We start from the raw sequence: 20,889 nt of genomic DNA on the forward strand, positions 1-20,889 counted from the left end.
ACTATGAAAAAACAATTCTATATATTGTCATTTCCGGAGGGAGTCAGACCCATCTTTTTGATCATTTTAATCATGGCGTTTTTTATCAGCTTCAATGTTTTCTCGTTTATAATCAGCAACGACTAATACATCTAAATGACGAACCTGCCTAAGTAATTTTTCTACCACAGATCCTTTAAGAATTTCTTCTATCCTCTTTCGTGCTGATTGGCCAATAATCACTTGAGTAGCATTTTTTTGATTCATCCGTTCCACTAGCTCACTAACCACTTTTCGGCGGTTGGAAGTTTCGTACATTTCGAAAACCCCCCCGAGCTGCTCCGTCAACAGTTTGACTTTTTCCAAATTTTTTTTTTCTTCTTCCGTTAAAGGGGAATGGTCTTTAACGTAAACGACATACCATTGCGCTTTTAACCGATAGGCAATACGAAACCCGCTGCGAATGAGGCGTTCACTATCCGGACGCAAGTTAACACATACAAAAATAACCTCCTGTTTTCTCCATGGCCCTCTTAATGCCCTATTCCTTTTCCATGACTCGAGTCGTTCATCTACATCATCAGCTACCTCTCGTAAAGCTAATTCACGCAGGGCGATTAAATTACCTGTTTTGAAAAAATTGTTAAGAGCTTGTTCCACCTTTTCCTTTGCATAAATATTCCCCTCCCGCATGCGCTGCCGAAGTGCTTCAGGGGAAATATCAATTAGTTCGATTTCATCTGCCATGCGCAGTACATGGTCTGGTACTGTTTCCCGAACACGAACACCGGTAATTTGTTCAACGCTATCATTTAAACTTTCTAAATGTTGAACATTCATCGTTGAAATGACGGAAATTCCTGCTTTTAGTATTTCTTCAACATCCTGGTAGCGTTTCTTGTTTTTGCTCCCTGGTACATTTGTATGAGCCAATTCATCAACTAGAACGACTTCAGGATTTCTTTTAATGATTGCTTCCGTATCCATTTCTTCCAACACGACATTTTTATATTGTATTTTTTTTCTTGGAATGATTTCCAATGAGCCAATTTGTTCATATGTTTCTTTTCTTCCATGCGTTTCCAACAGTCCAATTACGATGTCTATCCCTTTTCTTTTTAATTCATTTGCCTCGCGCAGCATCGTATACGTCTTGCCAACACCGGGGGCAGCACCTATATAGACTTTTAATTGTCCTCGTCTAATTTTTTCAATGTGTTCTTCCACCTCTTGATTTGAAAGGCGGTGGTAAGGATTCACCTTTTTTGCTTCCTGCCATTTGGCCGGTATTACTCTTTTCCCGTCTTCTGTACGATCTGCTACGATAAAAACATCAATATTACGGCTTTTTCGCAGTATCTTATTAATGACTGATCCGTGAATAATTTCCTCAAAGCGGGTTCGTTTCGACTGCCCCATCACGATTCTCGTCACATTTTTTTCAGTTGCGTAACTGACAATTTCCTCCGCTACATCCTCTCGCGTAAGAGGCAATTCTTCAAATTGACCGCCTATTTTATCTACTAACTTTTTGATTGAACGTTTGAAGGCCGCCTCTTCCTTCGAAAGTTTTTTATTAGATGAGCGAAAATTTACAACAAACAAATCTCCTCCCAGACGTTTGGCGATTTGTTCCCCGCGCCGTATAAGTATGGATCCATTCCAATAGTATTGAACGGAAACAAGGATTCTCTCCGATGCTCCAGATGGGCCTATTAACCCTTGTTTCTCCCGATATTCATCTAATTCATCATCTACTTCGCCAGCTAAAAATCGCAATGAAAGCTCACGCAGCACAGCTAAATTATCCCGTCTGAATAATTTTTGCCTTTTTTTTCTCTCCTCTTGTGTTTGTTCGATCTTTCCTTCTTGAAGACGATTGAGGATTTCTTCAGGGGTGACATCTAATAGCTTTACCTCATCTGCAATTGCAAGTGTATTTTCAGGTAGACAATGGTCTACCTGCACCTTCATGCCCAATAGTTTTTCAGCGACCTCTCTTACCCCTTCTAATTCATAAATGTTGATTGTTGTAATAACACTTATATTGTTGCTCAATAAGGTTAACACATCATCAAGCCTCGTTTTATTCTTTGCACCCGGCCGATTGCGATGTGCCAAATCGTCTACAAGTACGACTTCGGGATTTCGTTCAATGATGGCATCAATATTTAAATCTTGTTTTTTCATTCCATTGTCCCCCCACTCAATCGGCGGAATGATTTCTAATTGCCCGATCTGTTCAATCGTTTTCGGGCGGTCGGAGGCGTTTATGATCCCAATAACCACATCAATCGATTTTTTCTTTAATACATTGCCTTCTGATAACATATGATAGGTCTTTCCAGATCCAGTAACTGCCCCGAGAATGATTTTTAACCGTCCTCGATTAACTTTATAAATGTAATGTAAAAATTCTTCCGGTGTTTTCCTGCGAAACTTTTCTCCCACCCTTTCATCCCTCACTTTTGAAATAAGTGAAAAAGGAGATCTTCTTTACTCTCCTTGACAGCCTTTATTTCATTCTATCAAGCGCCAAATTTAATTTTAAGACATTTACACGCGGTTCCCCAAAAATTCCATACTGTCGTCCTTCCGTATTTTCAGCAATAAGGTTGTACAATTGTTCTTCACTTATTCCTCGGGCATCAGCAATCCTCGGCACTTGAATCTTGGCAGCCATAGGTGAAATATGAGGGTCTAATCCCGATCCTGAATTTGTTAAAAGATCTGCTGGAATGTCTTCTCTTTTGATATTTGGATTTGCCGCTAAAAATGCTTCAATATCTTGTTTTGTCCTTTCGATCATCTCTTTATTGGAAGGTGCATAATTACTAGACCCGGATCCGGCAGCATTATACTCAATAGAAGATACACGTCCTCGAAAAGAATTTGGATTTGTAAACATTTGTCCAATCAGCTCAGAACCTATTACATTCCCTTTTTCATTTATTAAGCTGCCTTCCGCTTTTGCGGGCATAAACAATTTCGATATCCCGGTCATCGCAAATGGATAAACAACCCCGCATATTAGTAATAGTACGATACTAATTCGTAAATTTTTTAGCATTTATTAATCACCTTTGCTTTTAGATTCTTAAACGAGATTGAATATGGCAAGGAGTAAATCAATTATTTTAATTCCTATAAATGGAACAATAACTCCGCCCAATCCGAAGATGAAAAGATTTCGGGTTAATAGTTTTGTTGCACTCATCGGTACATACTTAACACCCTTAATCGCTAACGGAATAAGTATTGGAATGATGATAGCGTTAAAGATGAATGCCGAAAGGATTGCACTTTCAGGTGTTGCCAAATTCATAATGTTAAGCGCCTTCATTTGCGGAATCGCCAACATAAACATTGCCGGAATTATGGCAAAATATTTCTCTACATCATTTGCAATACTGAACGTAGTTAAGGCTCCTCTTGTCATTAAAAGCTGTTTTCCAATCGCTACAACTTCAATAATCTTGGTCGGATCAGAATCGAGATCTACCATGTTTGCAGCTTCCTTGGCAGCGATCATACCACTATTCATGGCAAGACCAACATCCGCTTGAGCAAGAGCCGGGGCATCGTTTGTACCGTCACCTGTCATAGCAACCAATTTTCCTTCTGATTGTTCTTTTTTTATAACATCAATTTTACCTTCCGGCTTTGCTTCTGCGATAAAGTCATCCACACCCGCCTCTTTGGCAATAGTGGCTGCCGTCAGTGGGTTATCCCCCGTACACATGATTGTTTTGATTCCCATTTTTCGTAATTCATCAAACCGTTCTCTCATTCCCGGTTTTACAGTATCTTTTAAATAAATTAGCCCTAACAAGCGATTTCCATCTGCTACGGCAAGCGGAGTACCGCCTTCCATTGCAATTTGTTCCGCTTTTTCCTCCAGATCGTCCGGAACAGTACCGCCATGTTCCATGACATATTCTTTAATGGCGTCTACAGCACCTTTTCGAACTTTACGGCCATCAGCAAAATCTGTTCCACTCATTCTGGTTTCCGCCCTAAATTCCACTCCCTCTGACCCGGTCGTTTGAAATTCACTTTCGGGAACACCTAATTTCTTCGCTAATTCAATAACGGAACGTCCTTCCGGCGTTTCATCATGGAGAGAACTTTGAAGAGCAGCCCGGTTCAACTCTTCCCGGGAAGAATTTTTTACCGGGATAAAGGATGACGCCATTCGGTTCCCATGTGTAATCGTTCCTGTTTTATCAAGAATGATGGTATTAATATCTCCTGCTGCTTCTACTGCTTTCCCTGACTTTTCGATGACATTAAATTTAGTGACACGATCCATTCCCGTGATGCCGATGGCCGAAAGCAGCCCTCCAATCGTTGTCGGGATTAAACAAACAAGTAAAGTAATCCGGATTCTCCGCTGTAATGCTGTAAGTTTGTATTCGTTAAAAAGCTTGAAACTGTATTAAATGCTAATAAAGGGTCCATTGAGTCAATTCCGCCCGGATTACCAGGCAGTACCCCTTGAAAGCGAATAATTACATAACAAATTCCAAACATAGCAAGGTTGCTTAATAACAAAGCCTTTGCATATTGTTTCCAATTCATTTCTGATTGTGTAATACCAGAAACCTTGTAAATAGCTTTTTCAAACCCGAAAATTCGATCAAGTTTTGTTTCCTCTAATGAAAAAACCCGGGCAATATAACGCCCCATTGGTATGGCAAATAAAACGACCAGAGCCAAAACCAATGCAATTTGTATAAGTTCCATTATGATTCCTCCATATTAAATTAATATCTCTCAGGATGGATTAAGGCATCTATAAGATAAATCGCTAAACCTGCTGCAAGAATCAATAACAAAATCATAATTAACGGCTCTCCTTATCTATTAAGACTTTGTCACAAAATTTAATAAAGCCAAAAAACATCAGAAAAGATACAATTGTAAGTCCAATTGATATGAAATCCATACTTTCAATCCCTTCTAAAAAAAGTGACTGGATAAAAAAGGTGTGCCTTACCTATAAATAAATTTTTCCAGTGTTAATATCTAACAATGAATAGAAAATTATTCAGACAATAGAAAATTATTCAGAAGATTTATTTCTCTTTTTTTTTCGAAAATTCTTCAATATATGACATACATTTTATTAATCAAACGTTTGATTAAAGATCGAAAAATTGCATGGAACTCATACACTTTTCCCGGGAAATTGAAGCGGAAATCGTCAAAAGCAGACGGCCTCTTTTCGACAAAATCGTGCAGGCGCTTTGTATTGCCAAAAACAAGCGAAAGACGGGTCTTAAAAATTTTCAAAAGAAAAGCGCAAGCACTTTTAGCCCCGGCAAGCAAAGGTTCGCTTCAACTTTGCAGCCTTTATTCTTATTTTAGATTCCATGATTTATATCCATTTCTTTTGAAAAGCAGCAATGCTTTCATACTCTTCTTTTAACAGCCGAGAGAGTCTTATATAGATAGGAATTAACTCTTGATAGATTGCGACATTTTCTTTATTCGGCTGATGATGGTAATTGGCTCCTACCATATCGGAAACGACATTTAATGTATTTACTTCACCGAGACTGTATAAGCCAATGATAGCCGCCCCCAGACAAGAGCTTTCGAAACTTTCGGGTACATAGACTTCCTGGTTAAAAATGTCTGCCATCATTTGCCTCCATAGTTCTGACCTTGCAAAGCCGCCTGTTGCTTGAATCTTCTTAGGCTCGCCGATTCGTTCTTTTAAAGCAAGAAGAACCGTATATAAATTAAAGATTACTCCTTCCATAACAGCCCGAATAAGGTGCCCTTTATTATGATGCAATCCTAATCCAAAGAAAGAGCCTCGTGCGTTTGCATCCCATAATGGCGCTCTTTCCCCTGCTAAATATGGATGGAATAATAAACCGTCCGAACCGGGTTTAACTCTTGCTGCAATTTCAGTAAGAACTTCATACGGATCTTTCCTCAAACGTAATGCAGTCTCCATTTCAGAATATCCGAGCAGGTCACGTATCCATCTGAAAATCATACCGCCATTATTAACCGGTCCGCCTATCACCCAATGATCTTCGGTTAAAGCATAACAAAAGATCCTTCCTTTAGAGTCTGTTACAGGACGATCGGTTACCGTCCGAATGGCCCCGCTTGTCCCAATGGTGACAGCCACTGCTCCGGGCTCTATCGCATTGACACCTAAATTGGACAATACTCCATCACCGGCTCCTGCAACAAAAGGAATATCTGTCGGCAAGTTCATTTCTCTTGCAAATGTTTCGTCCAATCCTGTCAGACGGAACGTTGTTGGAACGGGCTCAGAAAGCTGTTTCTCTGTAACACCGGCAACAGCCAGTGCTTCCTCATCCCATTTTAGAGAAGCCAGATTAAACATCCCGGTAGCGGAAGCAATGGAATAATCAATAATATATTTCTTAAAAAGCTTATAAAAGACATATTCTTTCATAGAAATAAATTTATCACTACTTGAAAAAAGTTCTTGATGCTCATGTCGAAGCCAAGTTAGCTTTGAAAGAGGGGACATCGGATGAATCGGTGTCCCCGTACGGAGATAAATTTGATGTCCGTTCATCTCATTTTTTATTTTTTCAGCCCACATGGAACTTCTATTATCCGCCCACGTGATGCATTTCGTTAATGGCCTGCCCTCTTTGTCCACTGCAATGACACTATGCATAGCTGAACTAAAAGAAACACATAGAATATCGGTTGGGGCTACATTACTTGATTGAATCGTTTGCTTAATGCTTTTGATCACAGCTTGAAAAATTTCTTCCGGATCTTGCTCTGCAGCGGCCGGTGCAGGCGATAACAGTGGATATTCAACTCCAGAACTTGAAATAACAGTACCATCAACATGAAACAGAACGGATTTTGTGCTCGTTGTTCCAATGTCTACACCGATAACATATTTTGAACTCACTATTCCATTCTCCTTTCAATAAGGTTGTCAGGGACCTGACGAGAGTAAAAGACCTCGAACGGGAGTAAATGCTCCTTGAACGGGAGTAAACACCTGTTAAACTCCATTGAAAAGAGTGAGGATTCCCACTCACTTTCCTAAAAAGGTGAATATCTAGTTTATCTTAAAATTTTAATCACATCAGCTGAAAAAAAAAGACCGGAGGATAAACCAGAATTGAATCTGATTTTCCTTCGATCCGGGGCTTAATTGTTTATCTTGTTTATAAATTTGTCTATCCGATAAAGCGATGATACAAGCTTTTCGCCTCTGCTATATCTTTTGTACCGTGGACAAGCACCCTCCCGTCTTTAAAAACGACAAGACGGTGATCGCCTTGTATGAACGAAACAAGGTATGGATTCTTTTCAACTTTTCCTCCTGCACGGGAAAGATTTTCTGCCAGCTGATTCAAATCTCTTTCAAATCTTTCCGCAGGCCTGATTTGCACCGTATTCCTCCCGCAAAGAACCGCTGTTTTCATTTGGTTTTCAGGTTGCAAATACGGATAGATGGGAGTTTCTCCGCAGGAAGGACAATCTGCTTTTTTCATTTTATCGACATTCATCGCCACATAATGATTGTTCCAAAGATCAAACGAAACGAGCGTTTTCCGCAATGCTTTTGTGTCCTCTACTAAAATTTTTAATGCTTCGGACGTTTGATGGACTACAACCATTTGGACGGCAGGTGCAATAATTCCGGCTGTGTCGCAAGTTGCTCCACCCATAGGAACACTTTCAAGTAGACAGCTTAAACATGGCGTTTTTCCGGGTATGATTGTATAGCTTAAACCATAACTGCCGACACATGCTCCATAAATCCAGGGAATCTTTCGTTTTTGTGAAATGTCATTAATTAGCATACGTATATCAAAGTTATCAGTAGCATCAATAATAAGATCAACATCTTCAGTTAATTCTTCCATTTCTTGAATGCCTGCGTCCATAATGTGCGATTCAATCTGAACGTCGGAATTGATCTGCAGCAGCCGCTCCCTTGCCGCAATCGCTTTCGGCATTCGATTTTCCGCGTCTTTCTCGCTGAAAAGTTGTTGTCGTTGAAGATTGCTCCACTCAACATAGTCACGGTCAACGATCGTTAATCTGCCGACACCTGCACGGGCTAGTATTTCAGCGCTCCCGGTGCCAAGAGCGCCGGCGCCGATGATCAATACATGTTTCGACGAAAGCTTTTTCTGCCCTTCTTTTTGAATTCCGGCAAACAATTCTTGCCTGGAATACCGCTCGCTCATTAAACGATCATTCCCTCCTGCGGGCTCGAGGCGGTTGCATACCTTTTTTTCGGAATTCTGCCTGCTTCATATCCCATTCGTCCTGATTCAATGGCCAGCTTCATCGCGAGAGCCATTTTCACCGGATCTTTTGCACCTGATACAGCAGTATTCAATAAAACGCCATCTGCACCCATCTCCATTGCGAGAGCCGCATCTGACGGCGAACCGATTCCTGCATCAACAATGACAGGTATAATTGCTTGCTCGATAATCAGGCTTAAATTTAGCGGATTCACAATTCCTTGACCGGAACCAATCGGTGAAGCTCCGGGCATAATGGCATGCACGCCAAGCTCCTGCAATTTTCTAGCTAATATTACATCATCAGAAGTGTAAGGGAGAACGATAAATCCTTCCTCCAAAAGCATTTCAGATGCCTTCAACGTTTCAATCGGGTCCGGGAGAAGTGTTTTATCATCACCAATAACTTCTACTTTTATCATATCACACAAACCGGACGCCTTTGCCAGTTTTGCAATTCTTACCGCTTCTTCCGCCGTTTTTGCTCCTGCTGTATTCGGCAGCAAAGTGAAATTTGCAACCTCCAGCTTTTCCAAAAAGTTTGGCTGGTCCGGCTCATAAATATTCATACGGCGAACTGCAAATGTCAGAATTTCAGCACCTGATACTTTTACCGCTTCTTTCTGTACATCAAAATCAGGAAACTTTCCTGTTCCAAGCAGCAATCTCGATTCAAACTGATAAGGACCTATTTTTAACATATTAACCGCCTCCTACAAAATGAACAATTTCTATTTTATCGCCATCTGACAAATTAGCTTCTGCATGTGCACTTTTCTCAAGAATTACTCGATTCAGTTCAACAATGGCTCCTTTGTCTTGCAAGTTAAAGTGAGTCAACAAATCTTGAATCGTACGTACTTCATTAGACAGTTCGACTACATCTCCGTTAATAATGATCTTCATTTTGTCACCTCGTTATCATCGTTTTGGAAAACCGGTCTACCCGAAACGGCTGCAACGTCTCTTCATGCCGTTCACCTTCGATCAGCTCTGTCATCCACTGTCCTGTGATCGGACTGAGCAATATTCCGTTGCGAAAATGGCCCGCCGCAATAAATAGCCCTTCAATTTCAGGATGCTTGCCCATATAAGGCAACCCATCAGGAGTTTGGGGTCGAAGGCCTGTCCAAGCTTTTTCCCATTCGCCCTCCACAATGTTCGGTAAAATCGTTTCTGTCTTTGTTAAAAGATCTCGAATTCCTTTTAGAGTAACCTTTTTATCGTATTGTCCTTCTCCCATGGTAGCACCAACGATAAGACGGCCCCGTTGTTTTGGCACAATGTAGCATCCTTCAGAAATCACGGTAGCAGTTATCGGTGCTGCCGGATATAGCAAAGAAAAACATTCCCCTTTGACGGGATATAACGGAAGATGAAGGCCGGTTTGCTGCAATAACGTTCCTGACCAGACACCTGACGTCACTACTACCATATTACTGTAAAAATTACCGACATTCGTTTCAATGCCAATAATCCGGTCATTTTGAATAATAACTCCTGTTGTTGTTGTATACTCTCGTAAACTCACACCTAAAATGGATGCGGCCCTTGCAAAAGCAGAAGTCAATTCCGGTGCAAGCACATGTCCATCATCCGGCAGATACACAGCGCCTGTAAGATCACGGGAAAGGTTCGGTTCTTTTTCAAGCATCTCTTCAACAGACAACCATTCGGCTCTTTGTCCTTGCTTCTGATAGAATGATATAAGTCTCTTTAACTCGTTTTCTTCTTCTTCTGAACTGGCTACCTTTAATAACCCTTTATTTACCAGATGAATATCAATACCGGAACATTCCTTCAATTCCTCTGCTATGTCCGGAAAAAGATTTCTGCTCTTTTGCGCCATGTCATATAGAGGCCCGGCTTCTGTTATTTCCGCCTGTGCACCAAGCATTCCCGCTGCCGCGCTTGATGCCTCGCATCCAATCCGGTCTTTTTCAACTAACAGGACCTTTCGTTTCTTTTTTGCCAAATGAAAGGCAATTGAACTGCCAATCACTCCGCCTCCAACAATAATAACGTCATAACTGGTCGTCATTTGAAACCCTCTTTTCATTTACAATCGTATATAATTCTTTTATTGCTTCTAACGGTGAATGAGCTTCCCATATCAAAGACATGACGGCAATGCCGGCCGCACCTGTCGACAAAACGTCTTTCGTATTCTTTGGTGTTATACCCCCAATCGCGATTACCGGAATAGCCACCTCCTTCACGACTTGCTGCAATGAACCTAGACCTCTTGGGGCCAATCCAGGCTTTGAAGAAGTGGAAAAAATATGTCCGTACAAAAGGTAATCCGCTCCCTGCTCTTCTGCTTCTACAGCTTCTTGAATCGAGTGAACCGATTTCCCGATGCGCAATTCCGGAAAACTCGTTTTAACAAGTTGTACATCAAGGCTTTGGTATGTTAGTTGAACACCCTGTGCATGAACTGCTCTTGCAACGTCTGCGCGGTCATTTACAACTATTTTTCCGGACGGGATTCCTATATCGATCATTGCCTTAATAATGGTATAGACCTCTTTGGCTGTTGCTGTTTTTTCGCGAATGTGAATGGCGGTAACATATGGATGAATCTCAGAAGCTATCTTCACAAAGCAATCGGTCTTCTGTATACCGTTCGAAATGACATGAATTTCTTTTTCCATCGTCCACACCTGCCCTTGGACGTAAACTTGGCAAAACAAAAACCACTCTCCAGCATAAAGAGTGGTTAAAGTACATAAAAATACTCTAGTCTAAAACAATAGTCTCCACTTCCCTACGCTGGTATGATCCAGATCAGGTTCAAAGGGTTTAGAACCGAAGTTCAATCTCAGCCTTTAAAAGGCTCCCCTAGTGTTATGAATTATTTAATTTATTGAAATTTTAACACGAATCCGAAAAAGTGGAAACATTTTTTTAGGCTTGTTTGCGTTGTAATTACCTTCCATCTTCAATTACAGTTAATTTTTTTTGAGGTGCATTTGATTTAAACGATAAAATTATCATCATTGCCATCACGCACAGGGCGCCAAATGCTTGAAACACTCCAAAAGAAACATGTAGCCATATAATTGCAGAAATAACAGCGACGAGCGGTTCTGTGCAGCTTAGCAGACTCGTTTCTTTCGGGGTAATGAAACGAAGGCTTTCCATATAAAGAAAAAAAGCTATCAGCGTTCCAAATATAATGACAAAGCTAATAAGTGAAATTGTATGAATAGACCATTCTTGAGTTTCTATTTTCCATGGAGGATAAATAAAACTTAATCCAATTCCTCCTATAATCATTCCCCAACCAACAACGACTATTGAACCCCATTTTTTAAGTAATTGAACGGGATATATTGTATAAAAAGCAAGGGCTATACCGGACAAAATTCCCCATACGACAGAGATGTTTGAAACGGCAAAATTTTTAATCGAACCGTTCGTTAACAAAAGAAAAGTTCCTAAAAGAGCTAATATAATCGCTGTTATGTCACGAAGATCCGGATATGCACGATATCTCATAATGAAATAGACAGATATAAATATTGGAGCTAAGTATTGAAGTAATGTAGCAACCGCAGAGTTTCCTGTTTCGATGGAAGCGAAATATGTATACTGGACTCCTAACAGTCCAACTAAACCAAAAAGTAATAACTGAAGCCGTGTCTTTCGATCTTTCCAAATCGCCCATACCTTTTCTTTATCGTTGCTTAACAGACCTATTGCAATTAATACAGCACCCGAGAATAACAGCCGTATTGTCACCAGCCACCCGATCGGAACACCATTATTTTGAAAAAGCTGCTGGGCAGCTGTACCTGATAACCCCCATAATGTAGCTCCAAAAGTAACCATTAAAATACCTTTGAACCGATCTTGTCCTATGAAATTTCCCACATCTGTTCCCCCTCTTGGCAGATCATATTTATATTGTATATTAAATTGTGAGAATAATATAAACCTTTTATCGAATTCACAAAAAAACGCCTTTTTTCTGCCGGGGGCTCTGTTACATAGAAACCGGACAAGTCTCGGTTAATTTTTATCGGAATGATTGAAAGCTCATAAATGTGATCGACGGCTATAAATGAAAACGAAGGCTTGTAAGTTTCAATGATGACTTATAAACGGAAACGAAGGCTCATAAATTGAAATGACGGCTTATAAACGAAAACGAAGGCTCGTAAATTGAAATGACATTTATATATCAGAGTGACGGCTCATTTTTCTGTATGAAGGATCATAAATTAAAATGAAGGCTCATATATTAAAATAAAGGCTCATATATCAAATTATAGACTCATATATTAAAATAAAGGGTCATAAATCTAAATAAAGGCTTATAACATTCCCTTGATCATGGTTCAGAGAGAGTATTCCCCCTTTCTTCCAGCTAAAAAACAGCTCTTTTTCGATAAAATCTCAATAAAAATTTAATTTAATATAGAACAAAGTTAACGGAGTAGTATAATTAAGAAAGGCTAATTTTAGAGAAAAAAACTTTTTTATCAACCTTAAGCATAGAAAGAAACTAAGGGGGGATAACAATCAAAATTATTATGGATGTAGTCATTGTCGGAGCAGCCGTATTGACTATTTCTCTTATGTTCTTTTATTGTCCATTATTCATTAATGGTTTGCGAAAAAAGAAACGCAAGTTGCCAGTTAATGGTTCACGAAAAAGAAAACGTATGTTACCTGGAAAAAGAGTAAAGTATTCTCTTAAACATTTTTACTTTATCTCCATTGTTTTTGTCTCGTTTTTACTGCTAACCTTCATTGATAATATGGTGTTCGGAATGCCGTTTGGTCATTTAAACCATTGGCTAATTATGGAGATTGGTGCTTACCTCGTATTGAGCTCTCTTTATTTCCTTAGTTTTATCTTTGGAGACATCACCGATCCACTCCCTTTATCTAGCTTTTGGAGTTTCTTTTTTGATGGCATGGGTGGAGGAGATGCTTCCATAGGTGGTTCTAGCGACGGCGGAGATGGTGGAGGCGGCGGAGACTAACAAAACGCCTTACTAAAGGCGTTATAAACTAGTCGGAATGAATGAAAGCTCATAAATGAGTCAAGTCCTTAATATTGTGTAAAATACTAATTACAAGGTTTTAGCCTAATTTTGCTTTTAGTATTTATTTAATTTGATTGGAAGGGGGTACCCCCTTCCAATCAAATTAAATTTCGCGCTCGCGCGGGACATTCTCGTTTTTCGAAAAAATGCTTTTTTTCTTGGCTTGTTCCTCATCATAATCCATTAAGATAGCTCCAATCAGCCGATAGGCAGACTGCGTATTTGGAAATATCCGGATCACCCTTTCACGACGGCGAACTTCCTGATTTAATCGTTCCAGAGAGTTGGTGCTACGGATTAAGCGATGCCATTTTGCAGGCTGACTTAAATATTGGATGGCGTCTTCAAAGCCCTCATCTAATATCTCCAGTGCCTTTTCAAGTTTCGGATTCTCTTCATAGCGCTTAAAGAATTCATTGCGAAAGAAACGGGCATCTTCTACTGTTACCGCTTCAAATATCCTTTTTAAATCGACAATGACCTCTCCCATGCCTTTTTTAGGCAATGTGTCAATGATATTTCGCTTGAAATGAACGGTACAACGCTGCCATGATGTTCCGATAAATTCCTTTTCTATCGCTTTCTTTAATCCTTGATGGGCATCAGAAATCACCAGCTTTGGGGATTGCAACCCCCTTGACTTTAACTCACTCAAGAATTCCTTCCATGCTTCATAGCTTTCTTTATGATCGACTTTAAAACCAATTACTTCCCTTTTTTGGTCCTGGTTAATGCCGGTCGCAATATACACAGCTTTAGAAACGACTTTATGGTGCTCACGCACTTTAATATACATAGCATCTAAAAAAATATAAGAGTAATATTGGACATTTAACGGCCGGTTTGCCCATTGTTTGACAACTGGATCCAGCTTTTCTGTAAGGGATGAAACAAAGGATTTAGACACTTTTTCCCCGCATAATTGTTCTACCACATTCGTCACTTTGCGTGTAGACACTCCATTTACAACCATCTCAAGCATGGATAAGACAAAGGTTTGGTCCACACGCGCATATCGTTCAAAAACAGATGGTGCAAAGTCGCCATTACGTGTACGGGGAACTCTTAATTTTATTTTTCCAATGCTTACAATAAAGTCACGATCATAGTAGCCATTTCGGTAATCCTTGCGTTCGGAGGTGCGCTCATAAGCCTGAGCCTGTAAATATTCATCACGCTCTTTTTCCATGTACTCATTCAAGACTAAAACAATGGTTGATTTGACTACCGCGTCAATATTTGAATTCATAACTGAATCTTTTAAAAGGTCCATATTTAGGGTAAACTGTAATTGGGTCATAATTAAATCTCCTTTTCCAATGTTTTTTAGGCATTAAACATTGTAACCAAAAGGGATTAATTTGACCCCTTTTCTTTTTACACAATTATACGGACTTAATCCATAAATGTGATCGACGGCTCATAAACGAAAACGAAGGCTCATATATTGAAATAAAAGCTCATATATTCAAATGAAGGCTCATAAATCCAAATGAAGGCTCATATATCAAAATAAAGGCTCATATATCAAAATAAAGGCTCATAACCTTCCCTTGATCATGGTTCAGAGTGAGTATATCCCCTATCTTTCAGCTAAAAAATAGCTCTCTTACGATCACTTTATAATGATACTGTGCAAAATTACGGAAAATGCAATGGTTACGGGCATTAAATATATTCACTTAACTGTTTTAGACGATACTGATCTTAAAGCAGTATCGCACTTGTTAATGGAAGCCACTATTCGACGTGTTATCATCATAGATTTTTTTCAACAAGGAAATGATCTCTTTATTTTGTTTGACTTGCTCATCAGAATTGACTTTAATAATATGTACCCAATAGAATATACACACCTGCAATGCAAAAGATAATAAAGGTATAATAATTTCCACGGCAGAATCCCTCCTCTTTCAAACTTAATACCAACTAATCTATTCAATACATTGTTGGTAAATTCCTGTAAAATACTTTCTTTATCTAAACTTAGCTGCATTATCTTAATTAAAAAACCTCTCTTGCATTACAGCAAAAGAGGATTTGTTTAAATCATATACGGAATAACTATTATATTAATCTCCCGCCCTTTAATAAATGATATTGTTCTACGATTAATCTTACTAAATTTGTTTTTCTGTCCAGCTGAGTATAATTTTCAATCGTGTACTCTAATCCGTTATTCTTGATGTTTTCTTGGATTTCAACAGCTTCCGCATCTTGTGGATAATCATATTGTAATGCAGCTGCAATGCTTTTTGCCAAATAAACCGGCTGTTCCCCAACGACTTCTGCAAATTGTTTAGCCGGGCTTACTAACCGATCATTCGGACCAAGCTTGCGGATTGGAGAACGGCCCACCCTTGTTACTTCATCTGAAATATACGGATTGGAGAATCTATTAATAATTTTAGAAATATATTCTTGATGTTTTTTCATCTCAAAGTTATATTTTTTCACAAGCAACAAGCCTGTTTCTTGAAGAGTTTTCTCTACAAGAGTCATGATTTCCTCTTTTTCCATTGCTTCATTGATTGTTTGGATGCCGGCATAATAGCCAAAATACGCAGCTGCAGCATGTCCTGTGTTGACAGTAAATAATTTTCTTTCAATGTAAGGCTTTAAATCGTCTACAAACGTAATTCCCTTGACAGGCGGCTTTTCTCCAACAATTTTTGTTTGATCTACAGCCCATTCATAAAACGGTTCAACCATCACCATTAATTTGTCTTCATTAAATTGATTTGGCACAATTCGATCAACGGCCGCATCCGGGAAGCCAAAGCGTTGATCAAAAATTTCTTTTTCATCTTTACTAATATTTTCATAGACTTTTTCTTTAAGTAAAGTGCTGCCCCCAATCATATTTTCGCAGGCAATGATATTTAATGGCTGATCCGTTGTTTGAATTCTTTTCCGCAATCCTTCCGCAATAATACCGGCGATATGCGGTAAAATATTCGGGCCTACTGCAGTTGTAACCAATTCAGCCTGGGCAATAGAGTCAATCACTTTATCAGGATCCTTCCGGCTATTAATCGCACGTACATTTTTGATGAATAACTCTTCTTTGGAATGGTCAGCAATTGCCACCCGATATTCCTTCTTTTGATTGATTAAATCAACAATTTCACTGTTTACATCAACAAAGCATGTTTGATAACCTGACTCGTATAAAAGACTGCCGATAAAACCTCTGCCGATATTTCCTGCTCCGAAATGGACAGCCAGCATGTTAGTTCACTCCTTCAAAGATTGCCAGAATTTCTTCTTTTGAGGAAGCATTTACGATCTTCATAACATTCTCTTCTTCTGATAGAACAATCGCAATTTTTGATAATATCTCTAAATGTTCATCTCCTTTGCCGGCAATCCCAATTAATAATTTCACGATATTGCCGTTGCCAAAATCTACACCGCCGGGAACTTGAATGATCGCAATTCCAGATTCTTTTACAGACTGTTTAGCGTCCTCCGTACCATGCGGAATAGCAACAAAGTTCCCCATATAAGTAGAGCTTAACTCCTCTCTTTCCAGCATTTTTTCAATATATGCCGAATCCACATAGCCATTTTCCACTAATACATTTCCAGTTAATCGAATGGCACTTTCCTTATTTTCAATTTCAGCATTTAATAAAATGTTTTCTGGTGATAAGATTGGCAATGCCATGTTATACACTCCTTAATTCTTTTAATTTTTCATCAAAAAATTGTTCAAATTTAGCAGCCAAATAAGAAGAAATGTCATGCATATTTTTTGATTCAAATAATTTTATGCTCTGTTCATTTTCAATAATTAATGTGCTGATATAACTTAAGACTTCTAATCCCTGACTTGATAAATGCTGAGGTGATAATAATAAAAGAATGCTTTCTGCTTCCATTTCAGATTGGTCCATCGCTTTTACTTGCAATGGCTTCGTAAGCCTTAAGATTGTGAAGGAAGGACGTGCTACATATTCACTTCTGGAATGATACAAAACCAACTTTGTATCAGGAATCCCTAATCCACCCAGTTTTTCACGTTCCAATAAAGCTTTTATTAATAACTCCACATCCCTTATGGAACCTTGTTTATACAAAAACTTACAAGCTTCTTCTAAAACATGATCAGCCGTCTGAGAAGGAGTTGCAGACAGCACTTGAAATCCTTTTAAAACGGTGGAGATTGTTCCTGTGTATTGATGGATGCTTTCCATTCTTTCGATCGTTTTTTCTGCATGTATCGAATGGGGGAGTCTGCGATCCATCAGTGAGGCTTTCCTATTAATATCCTCATTGTAAGTGCGATTGCGGATATAGTTTCTAAGCTTTTTAATTTCTTCTTTTGTTAAAATGGGACTGACAATGATATACCCTCTTGGAATGTTAGGCAGGTTTATCGTAGAAATAACCAAATGAAATTCATCTAAATCAATTTGATTTAATTCAAATAAAGAAACATTTTTAAGCGTCTTTATTTCGGGTAATTCCTGTTGGAGTCTTGTCGCCAGCATTTTCGATGTGCCTATGCCGCTTGAGCAAATAATTAAAGCACTTAGATCTTCTGCTCTCTTGTTTCCCAATAAAGCGGAACCGAAATGCATGACCAAATAACCGATCTCTTCATCGGGTATTGACAAATCCGGAAAGACTTCTTCTGCTCCTTCTTTCACGATCTCGAACAGATTTTCATAGTCTTCCTTAATTTTTTGCAGTAAAGGATTCGTAATTCCCATGTTCTGTTTTATTCGATAAAGCGCCGGTTTTAAGTGAGCGACCAGTCCTTGAAAAAGATTAACGTTGCTGGTTAATTCGACATTTAATTGATCCTCTACAAACCGTATAAGGTTTTTCGCGTTCATTGCCGCTTTTAGACCGGACTCTTCTATAAGGAACTCTTTATCATGCCTCAATTTTGCCCCTTGCAAATGCATAGTGATATAACCAACTTCAGCAGCCGGAATTGAAACTTTGAAAATTTTTGATAATTTATGAACAATTTTTTCAGCTATTTTGTATTCCGGAGCCGCTTGCAAGCTTTCCAAATATGCTTGATCTATATTAATGTTTTCTCCTTGTAAAATACGTTCAATGGCCAATGCTAAATGGACGACTAAACCGATATAGGCGCTGTCCGCTATTGAATATGGCAGCTCTTCGTTGATTTCTTCAATTGTTTTCTCAACGATGAGAAGTTTTTTCTTCTCAACAAGACCTAATAGTCTTTCAGAAATGGAATCTGTTTGGTGGGTTGATTTTTTTTGAATGTTCTCTCTCACCAAAGACAAAAACTCTACTTCATTGAGATTCTCTGCAATGATGCTGCTCATCGCTCTTCTTTTCGCTGTTTCAGTACCAATAATTTCAACACCGTAGCCTCTTTTTCTAATCAGCGACAAGTTGAAATTCCTTAATCGTTCCTCTAATTTCGTTAAATCGTTGCTGATTGTTGCAATTGTCACGTTTAAATCATTAGCCAGGGAAATGAGTTTTACAGGTTCTGTTGATTCCAATAAAGTACATAAAATAATCGTCTGTCGTTCATCAGGCGTATATTCATTGTATGATAAATTAAAAAGAGTAAGTTTTAATTCTTCGACCTTTGCCTTGTCACCAATAATTTGAATGCCGACTCCTGACTTTTTTACTAAACTAAGACCGTAATCCTTTAAAATGTTTTCAATTCCTTTTAAGTCTCTATGAATCGTACGGACGCTTACATCAATTTCATTCGCAAGATCCTTGACAGTCATTTCTTCATTTTTTGCCAGCAGAATTTCAAGTATCAGCCTTTCTCTTGCAGAAATATACATAAGATTCACTCCACTAAGGAACTTTGAATATCCAAATCACTCATTATAATGGTGACAAAACTTAAATATTATACCTGCATTTTTATAATAAAACGTTTATACCCCTTATTACAATGAAAAGAAATTATAGTTGCGTCCAAAACATTGTTGCCACTTTTGAAAAAGTCTCTAAGAAAGGCTGACCCATAAATGTCTGACACCTCCGGCAAAGTCAATATATCGAATGGTATATTGTATTGGAGGGGTCTGACCCTTTGCTTTTAGTCAGCCTCAAAATCGTTACTTATTAATTTTTATTTTTTCGATAAGTTCATCATATTTAGGGCTATTTAAAAAGTTTTCTACTGAAATATGATGTGCATTTGGCAATTTGGCTTTTGCCCGATCCGTCAAATCTTTATGCGTAATGACAATATCGGCATCAGCAGGAAGATTGTTAATGGAAGTATTCGATACCGCTACATCTAACCCCGCTTTTTGTACTTTATTTTTTAGTATAGATGCTCCCATCGCACTGGAACCCATTCCTGCATCACAAGCAAAAATAATTTTTTGAATATTATTTGGCAACTCATTTTGTAAGTTTGTTTCTTTCTCTGTCGTTTGGTCTTTAGTTGCTTCTGGTTTAATAAGAGTGGATGCCTTGCTTTCTTTTCCTTTAAGTGCAGCAGTTTTTTCAGCTGCTTTAACCAAATCTTCTTCATTGGATTGTTTAGAAGCTTTTAAGATGACCGCAGAAATTAAGAAAGATACTGCAGCTGCTGCAAATACTCCAGCGATAACACCTAAATAATGGCCTTTTGGTGTCATGGCAATTACCGCAAAAATACTTCCCGGAGACGGAGCAGCTACCAGACCGGCATCAAATACTAACAAAGTAAATACGCCCGTTGCGCCTCCTGCAATAGCCGCAACAAGGAGAAGCGGTTTCATTAAAATATAAGGAAAATAAATTTCATGAATTCCACCTAAGAAATGAATAATGGCTGCTCCTGGAGCTGATTGTTTTGCCATGCCTTTTCCAAACAAAATGTAAGCTAATAATATTCCCAAACCAGGCCCCGGATTAGCCTCTAATAAGAATAAAACTGATTTACCTGCACTTGCTGCCTGCTCGATTCCAATCGGGCTTAATATACCATGGTTGATCGCGTTATTTAAGAATAACACCTTGGCAGGTTCAATAAATAAACTTGCAAGAGGCAACAGATTCACATCTATAATGGCTTGAACCCCGGCTGCTAATGTCTTGTTAAGCGTTAAAACAACCGGACCAATCCCTTTATAGGCAAGTAAAGTTAAAAGACCGCCAATTATACCTGCAGAAAAATTGTTAACAAGCATTTCAAAGCCGGATTTAACTTTTCCATCAATTGCTTTATCGAATTTTTTGATAGCCCAGCCACCTAAAGGACCCATTATCATTGCACCCAAAAACATGGGGATATCTGAACCGACAATAACTCCCATTGTTGCGGTTGCACCTACTACTCCACCTCTTAAATCGTAGACCATCCTTCCGCCGGTAAATCCGATTAAGATGGGGAGTAAATAAGTAATCATAGGTCCAACAAGCTTGGCCAAATCTTCATTTGAAAACCATCCTTTTGGGATAAATAAAGCGGTAATAAGCCCCCAAGCGATAAATGCCCCTATATTTGGCATGATCATGCCGCTTAAATAACTGCCAAAGCGCTGAATTTTTACTTTAGCACCTGAGTTTGACTGATTCGTATTCGTCATCTCTATATCAACTCCTTTATCCACTATCAACATAGTGGA

At 38.9% G+C, this 20,889-nt stretch carries 17 protein-coding genes, 1 pseudogene and 1 riboswitch; of the genes and pseudogenes, 1 reads left to right on the plus strand and 17 read right to left on the minus strand.

The annotated features are described in order from the left end of the window. Positions 1-66 precede the first annotated feature (66 nt). From PB1_RS18285 to PB1_RS05875, 12 genes and pseudogenes are all read right to left on the minus strand, one after another. Positions 67-2,430, minus strand: a complete 2,364-nt coding sequence (locus PB1_RS18285; RefSeq protein WP_003351324.1) for a universal stress protein — start codon at positions 2,428-2,430, stop codon at positions 67-69. 64 nt (positions 2,431-2,494) lie between these two features. Further along, entirely contained in the window at positions 2,495-3,049 is a 555-nt protein-coding gene (gene kdpC, locus PB1_RS05825; protein ID WP_003351326.1) for a potassium-transporting ATPase subunit KdpC, read from the minus strand. Positions 3,050-3,076: 27 nt separating this feature from the next. Further along, positions 3,077-4,360, minus strand: a pseudogene (kdpB, locus tag PB1_RS05830) (potassium-transporting ATPase subunit KdpB); the annotation flags it as partial. After that, a complete protein-coding gene (locus PB1_RS05835; RefSeq protein ID WP_003351329.1) occupies positions 4,339-4,725 on the minus strand; it encodes a potassium-transporting ATPase subunit KdpA in 387 nt (128 codons plus the stop codon). The pseudogene kdpB and the gene PB1_RS05835, both read right to left, overlap by 22 nt. A 20-nt stretch (positions 4,726-4,745) precedes the next feature. Beyond that, on the minus strand, positions 4,746-4,823 hold the full coding sequence (gene kdpF, locus PB1_RS18535; protein WP_081485609.1) for a K(+)-transporting ATPase subunit F: 78 nt from the start codon (positions 4,821-4,823) through the stop codon (positions 4,746-4,748). Between the two features lie 536 nt (positions 4,824-5,359). Continuing rightward, a complete protein-coding gene (gene gntK / locus PB1_RS05845; RefSeq protein ID WP_174269854.1) occupies positions 5,360-6,901 on the minus strand; it encodes a gluconokinase in 1,542 nt (513 codons plus the stop codon). A 271-nt stretch (positions 6,902-7,172) separates the two neighbouring features. Beyond that, on the minus strand, positions 7,173-8,192 hold the full coding sequence (locus PB1_RS05850) for a thiazole biosynthesis adenylyltransferase ThiF (protein WP_003351333.1): 1,020 nt from the start codon (positions 8,190-8,192) through the stop codon (positions 7,173-7,175). Then, positions 8,192-8,956 (minus strand): thiazole synthase, encoded by a 765-nt coding sequence (locus tag PB1_RS05855; protein WP_003351334.1) that lies wholly within the window; start codon positions 8,954-8,956, stop codon positions 8,192-8,194. The genes PB1_RS05850 and PB1_RS05855 overlap by 1 nt, the downstream gene beginning before the upstream one ends. 1 nt (position 8,957) lies before the next feature. Continuing rightward, positions 8,958-9,161, minus strand: a complete 204-nt coding sequence (gene thiS / locus PB1_RS05860) for a sulfur carrier protein ThiS (protein WP_003351335.1) — start codon at positions 9,159-9,161, stop codon at positions 8,958-8,960. 4 nt (positions 9,162-9,165) lie between these two features. Then, positions 9,166-10,296, minus strand: coding sequence for a glycine oxidase ThiO (gene thiO, locus PB1_RS05865; protein WP_003351336.1), 1,131 nt, complete (start codon positions 10,294-10,296; stop codon positions 9,166-9,168). Then, positions 10,280-10,909 (minus strand): thiazole tautomerase TenI, encoded by a 630-nt coding sequence (tenI, locus tag PB1_RS05870; RefSeq protein ID WP_003351337.1) that lies wholly within the window; start codon positions 10,907-10,909, stop codon positions 10,280-10,282. The genes thiO and tenI overlap by 17 nt, the downstream gene beginning before the upstream one ends. Positions 10,910-11,002: 93 nt before the next feature. Further along, positions 11,003-11,108, minus strand: a riboswitch (TPP riboswitch). Between the two features lie 75 nt (positions 11,109-11,183). Continuing rightward, positions 11,184-12,119 (minus strand): DMT family transporter, encoded by a 936-nt coding sequence (locus PB1_RS05875; protein ID WP_155816411.1) that lies wholly within the window; start codon positions 12,117-12,119, stop codon positions 11,184-11,186. Positions 12,120-12,823: 704 nt separating this feature from the next. Here PB1_RS05875 and PB1_RS05880 point away from each other — a divergent pair. Beyond that, positions 12,824-13,249, plus strand: a complete 426-nt coding sequence (locus tag PB1_RS05880) for a hypothetical protein (RefSeq protein WP_162139921.1) — start codon at positions 12,824-12,826, stop codon at positions 13,247-13,249. A gap of 166 nt (positions 13,250-13,415) precedes the next feature. Here the strand turns inward: PB1_RS05880 and PB1_RS05885 are convergent, their stop codons facing one another. From PB1_RS05885 to PB1_RS05905, 5 genes are all read right to left on the minus strand, one after another. After that, positions 13,416-14,612 (minus strand): IS256 family transposase, encoded by a 1,197-nt coding sequence (locus tag PB1_RS05885; RefSeq protein ID WP_003351342.1) that lies wholly within the window; start codon positions 14,610-14,612, stop codon positions 13,416-13,418. A gap of 767 nt (positions 14,613-15,379) precedes the next feature. Further along, positions 15,380-16,543, minus strand: a complete 1,164-nt coding sequence (locus PB1_RS05890; protein ID WP_003351344.1) for a mannitol-1-phosphate 5-dehydrogenase — start codon at positions 16,541-16,543, stop codon at positions 15,380-15,382. 1 nt (position 16,544) lies between these two features. Then, positions 16,545-16,982, minus strand: coding sequence for a PTS mannitol transporter subunit IIA (locus PB1_RS05895; protein WP_034644953.1), 438 nt, complete (start codon positions 16,980-16,982; stop codon positions 16,545-16,547). Position 16,983: 1 nt separating this feature from the next. After that, positions 16,984-19,107, minus strand: a complete 2,124-nt coding sequence (locus PB1_RS05900) for a BglG family transcription antiterminator (protein ID WP_003351346.1) — start codon at positions 19,105-19,107, stop codon at positions 16,984-16,986. A gap of 279 nt (positions 19,108-19,386) precedes the next feature. Further along, positions 19,387-20,850 carry a PTS mannitol transporter subunit IIBC gene (locus PB1_RS05905; RefSeq protein ID WP_003351347.1) on the minus strand — a complete coding sequence of 488 codons (1,464 nt, stop codon included), beginning with the start codon at positions 20,848-20,850 and terminating at the stop codon, positions 19,387-19,389. Between the last annotated feature and the right edge of the window lie 39 nt (positions 20,851-20,889).

This window comes from Bacillus methanolicus PB1, assembly GCF_000262755.1.
GTDB classification, from domain to species: Bacteria; Bacillota; Bacilli; order Bacillales; family Cytobacillaceae; genus Bacillus_Z; species Bacillus_Z methanolicus.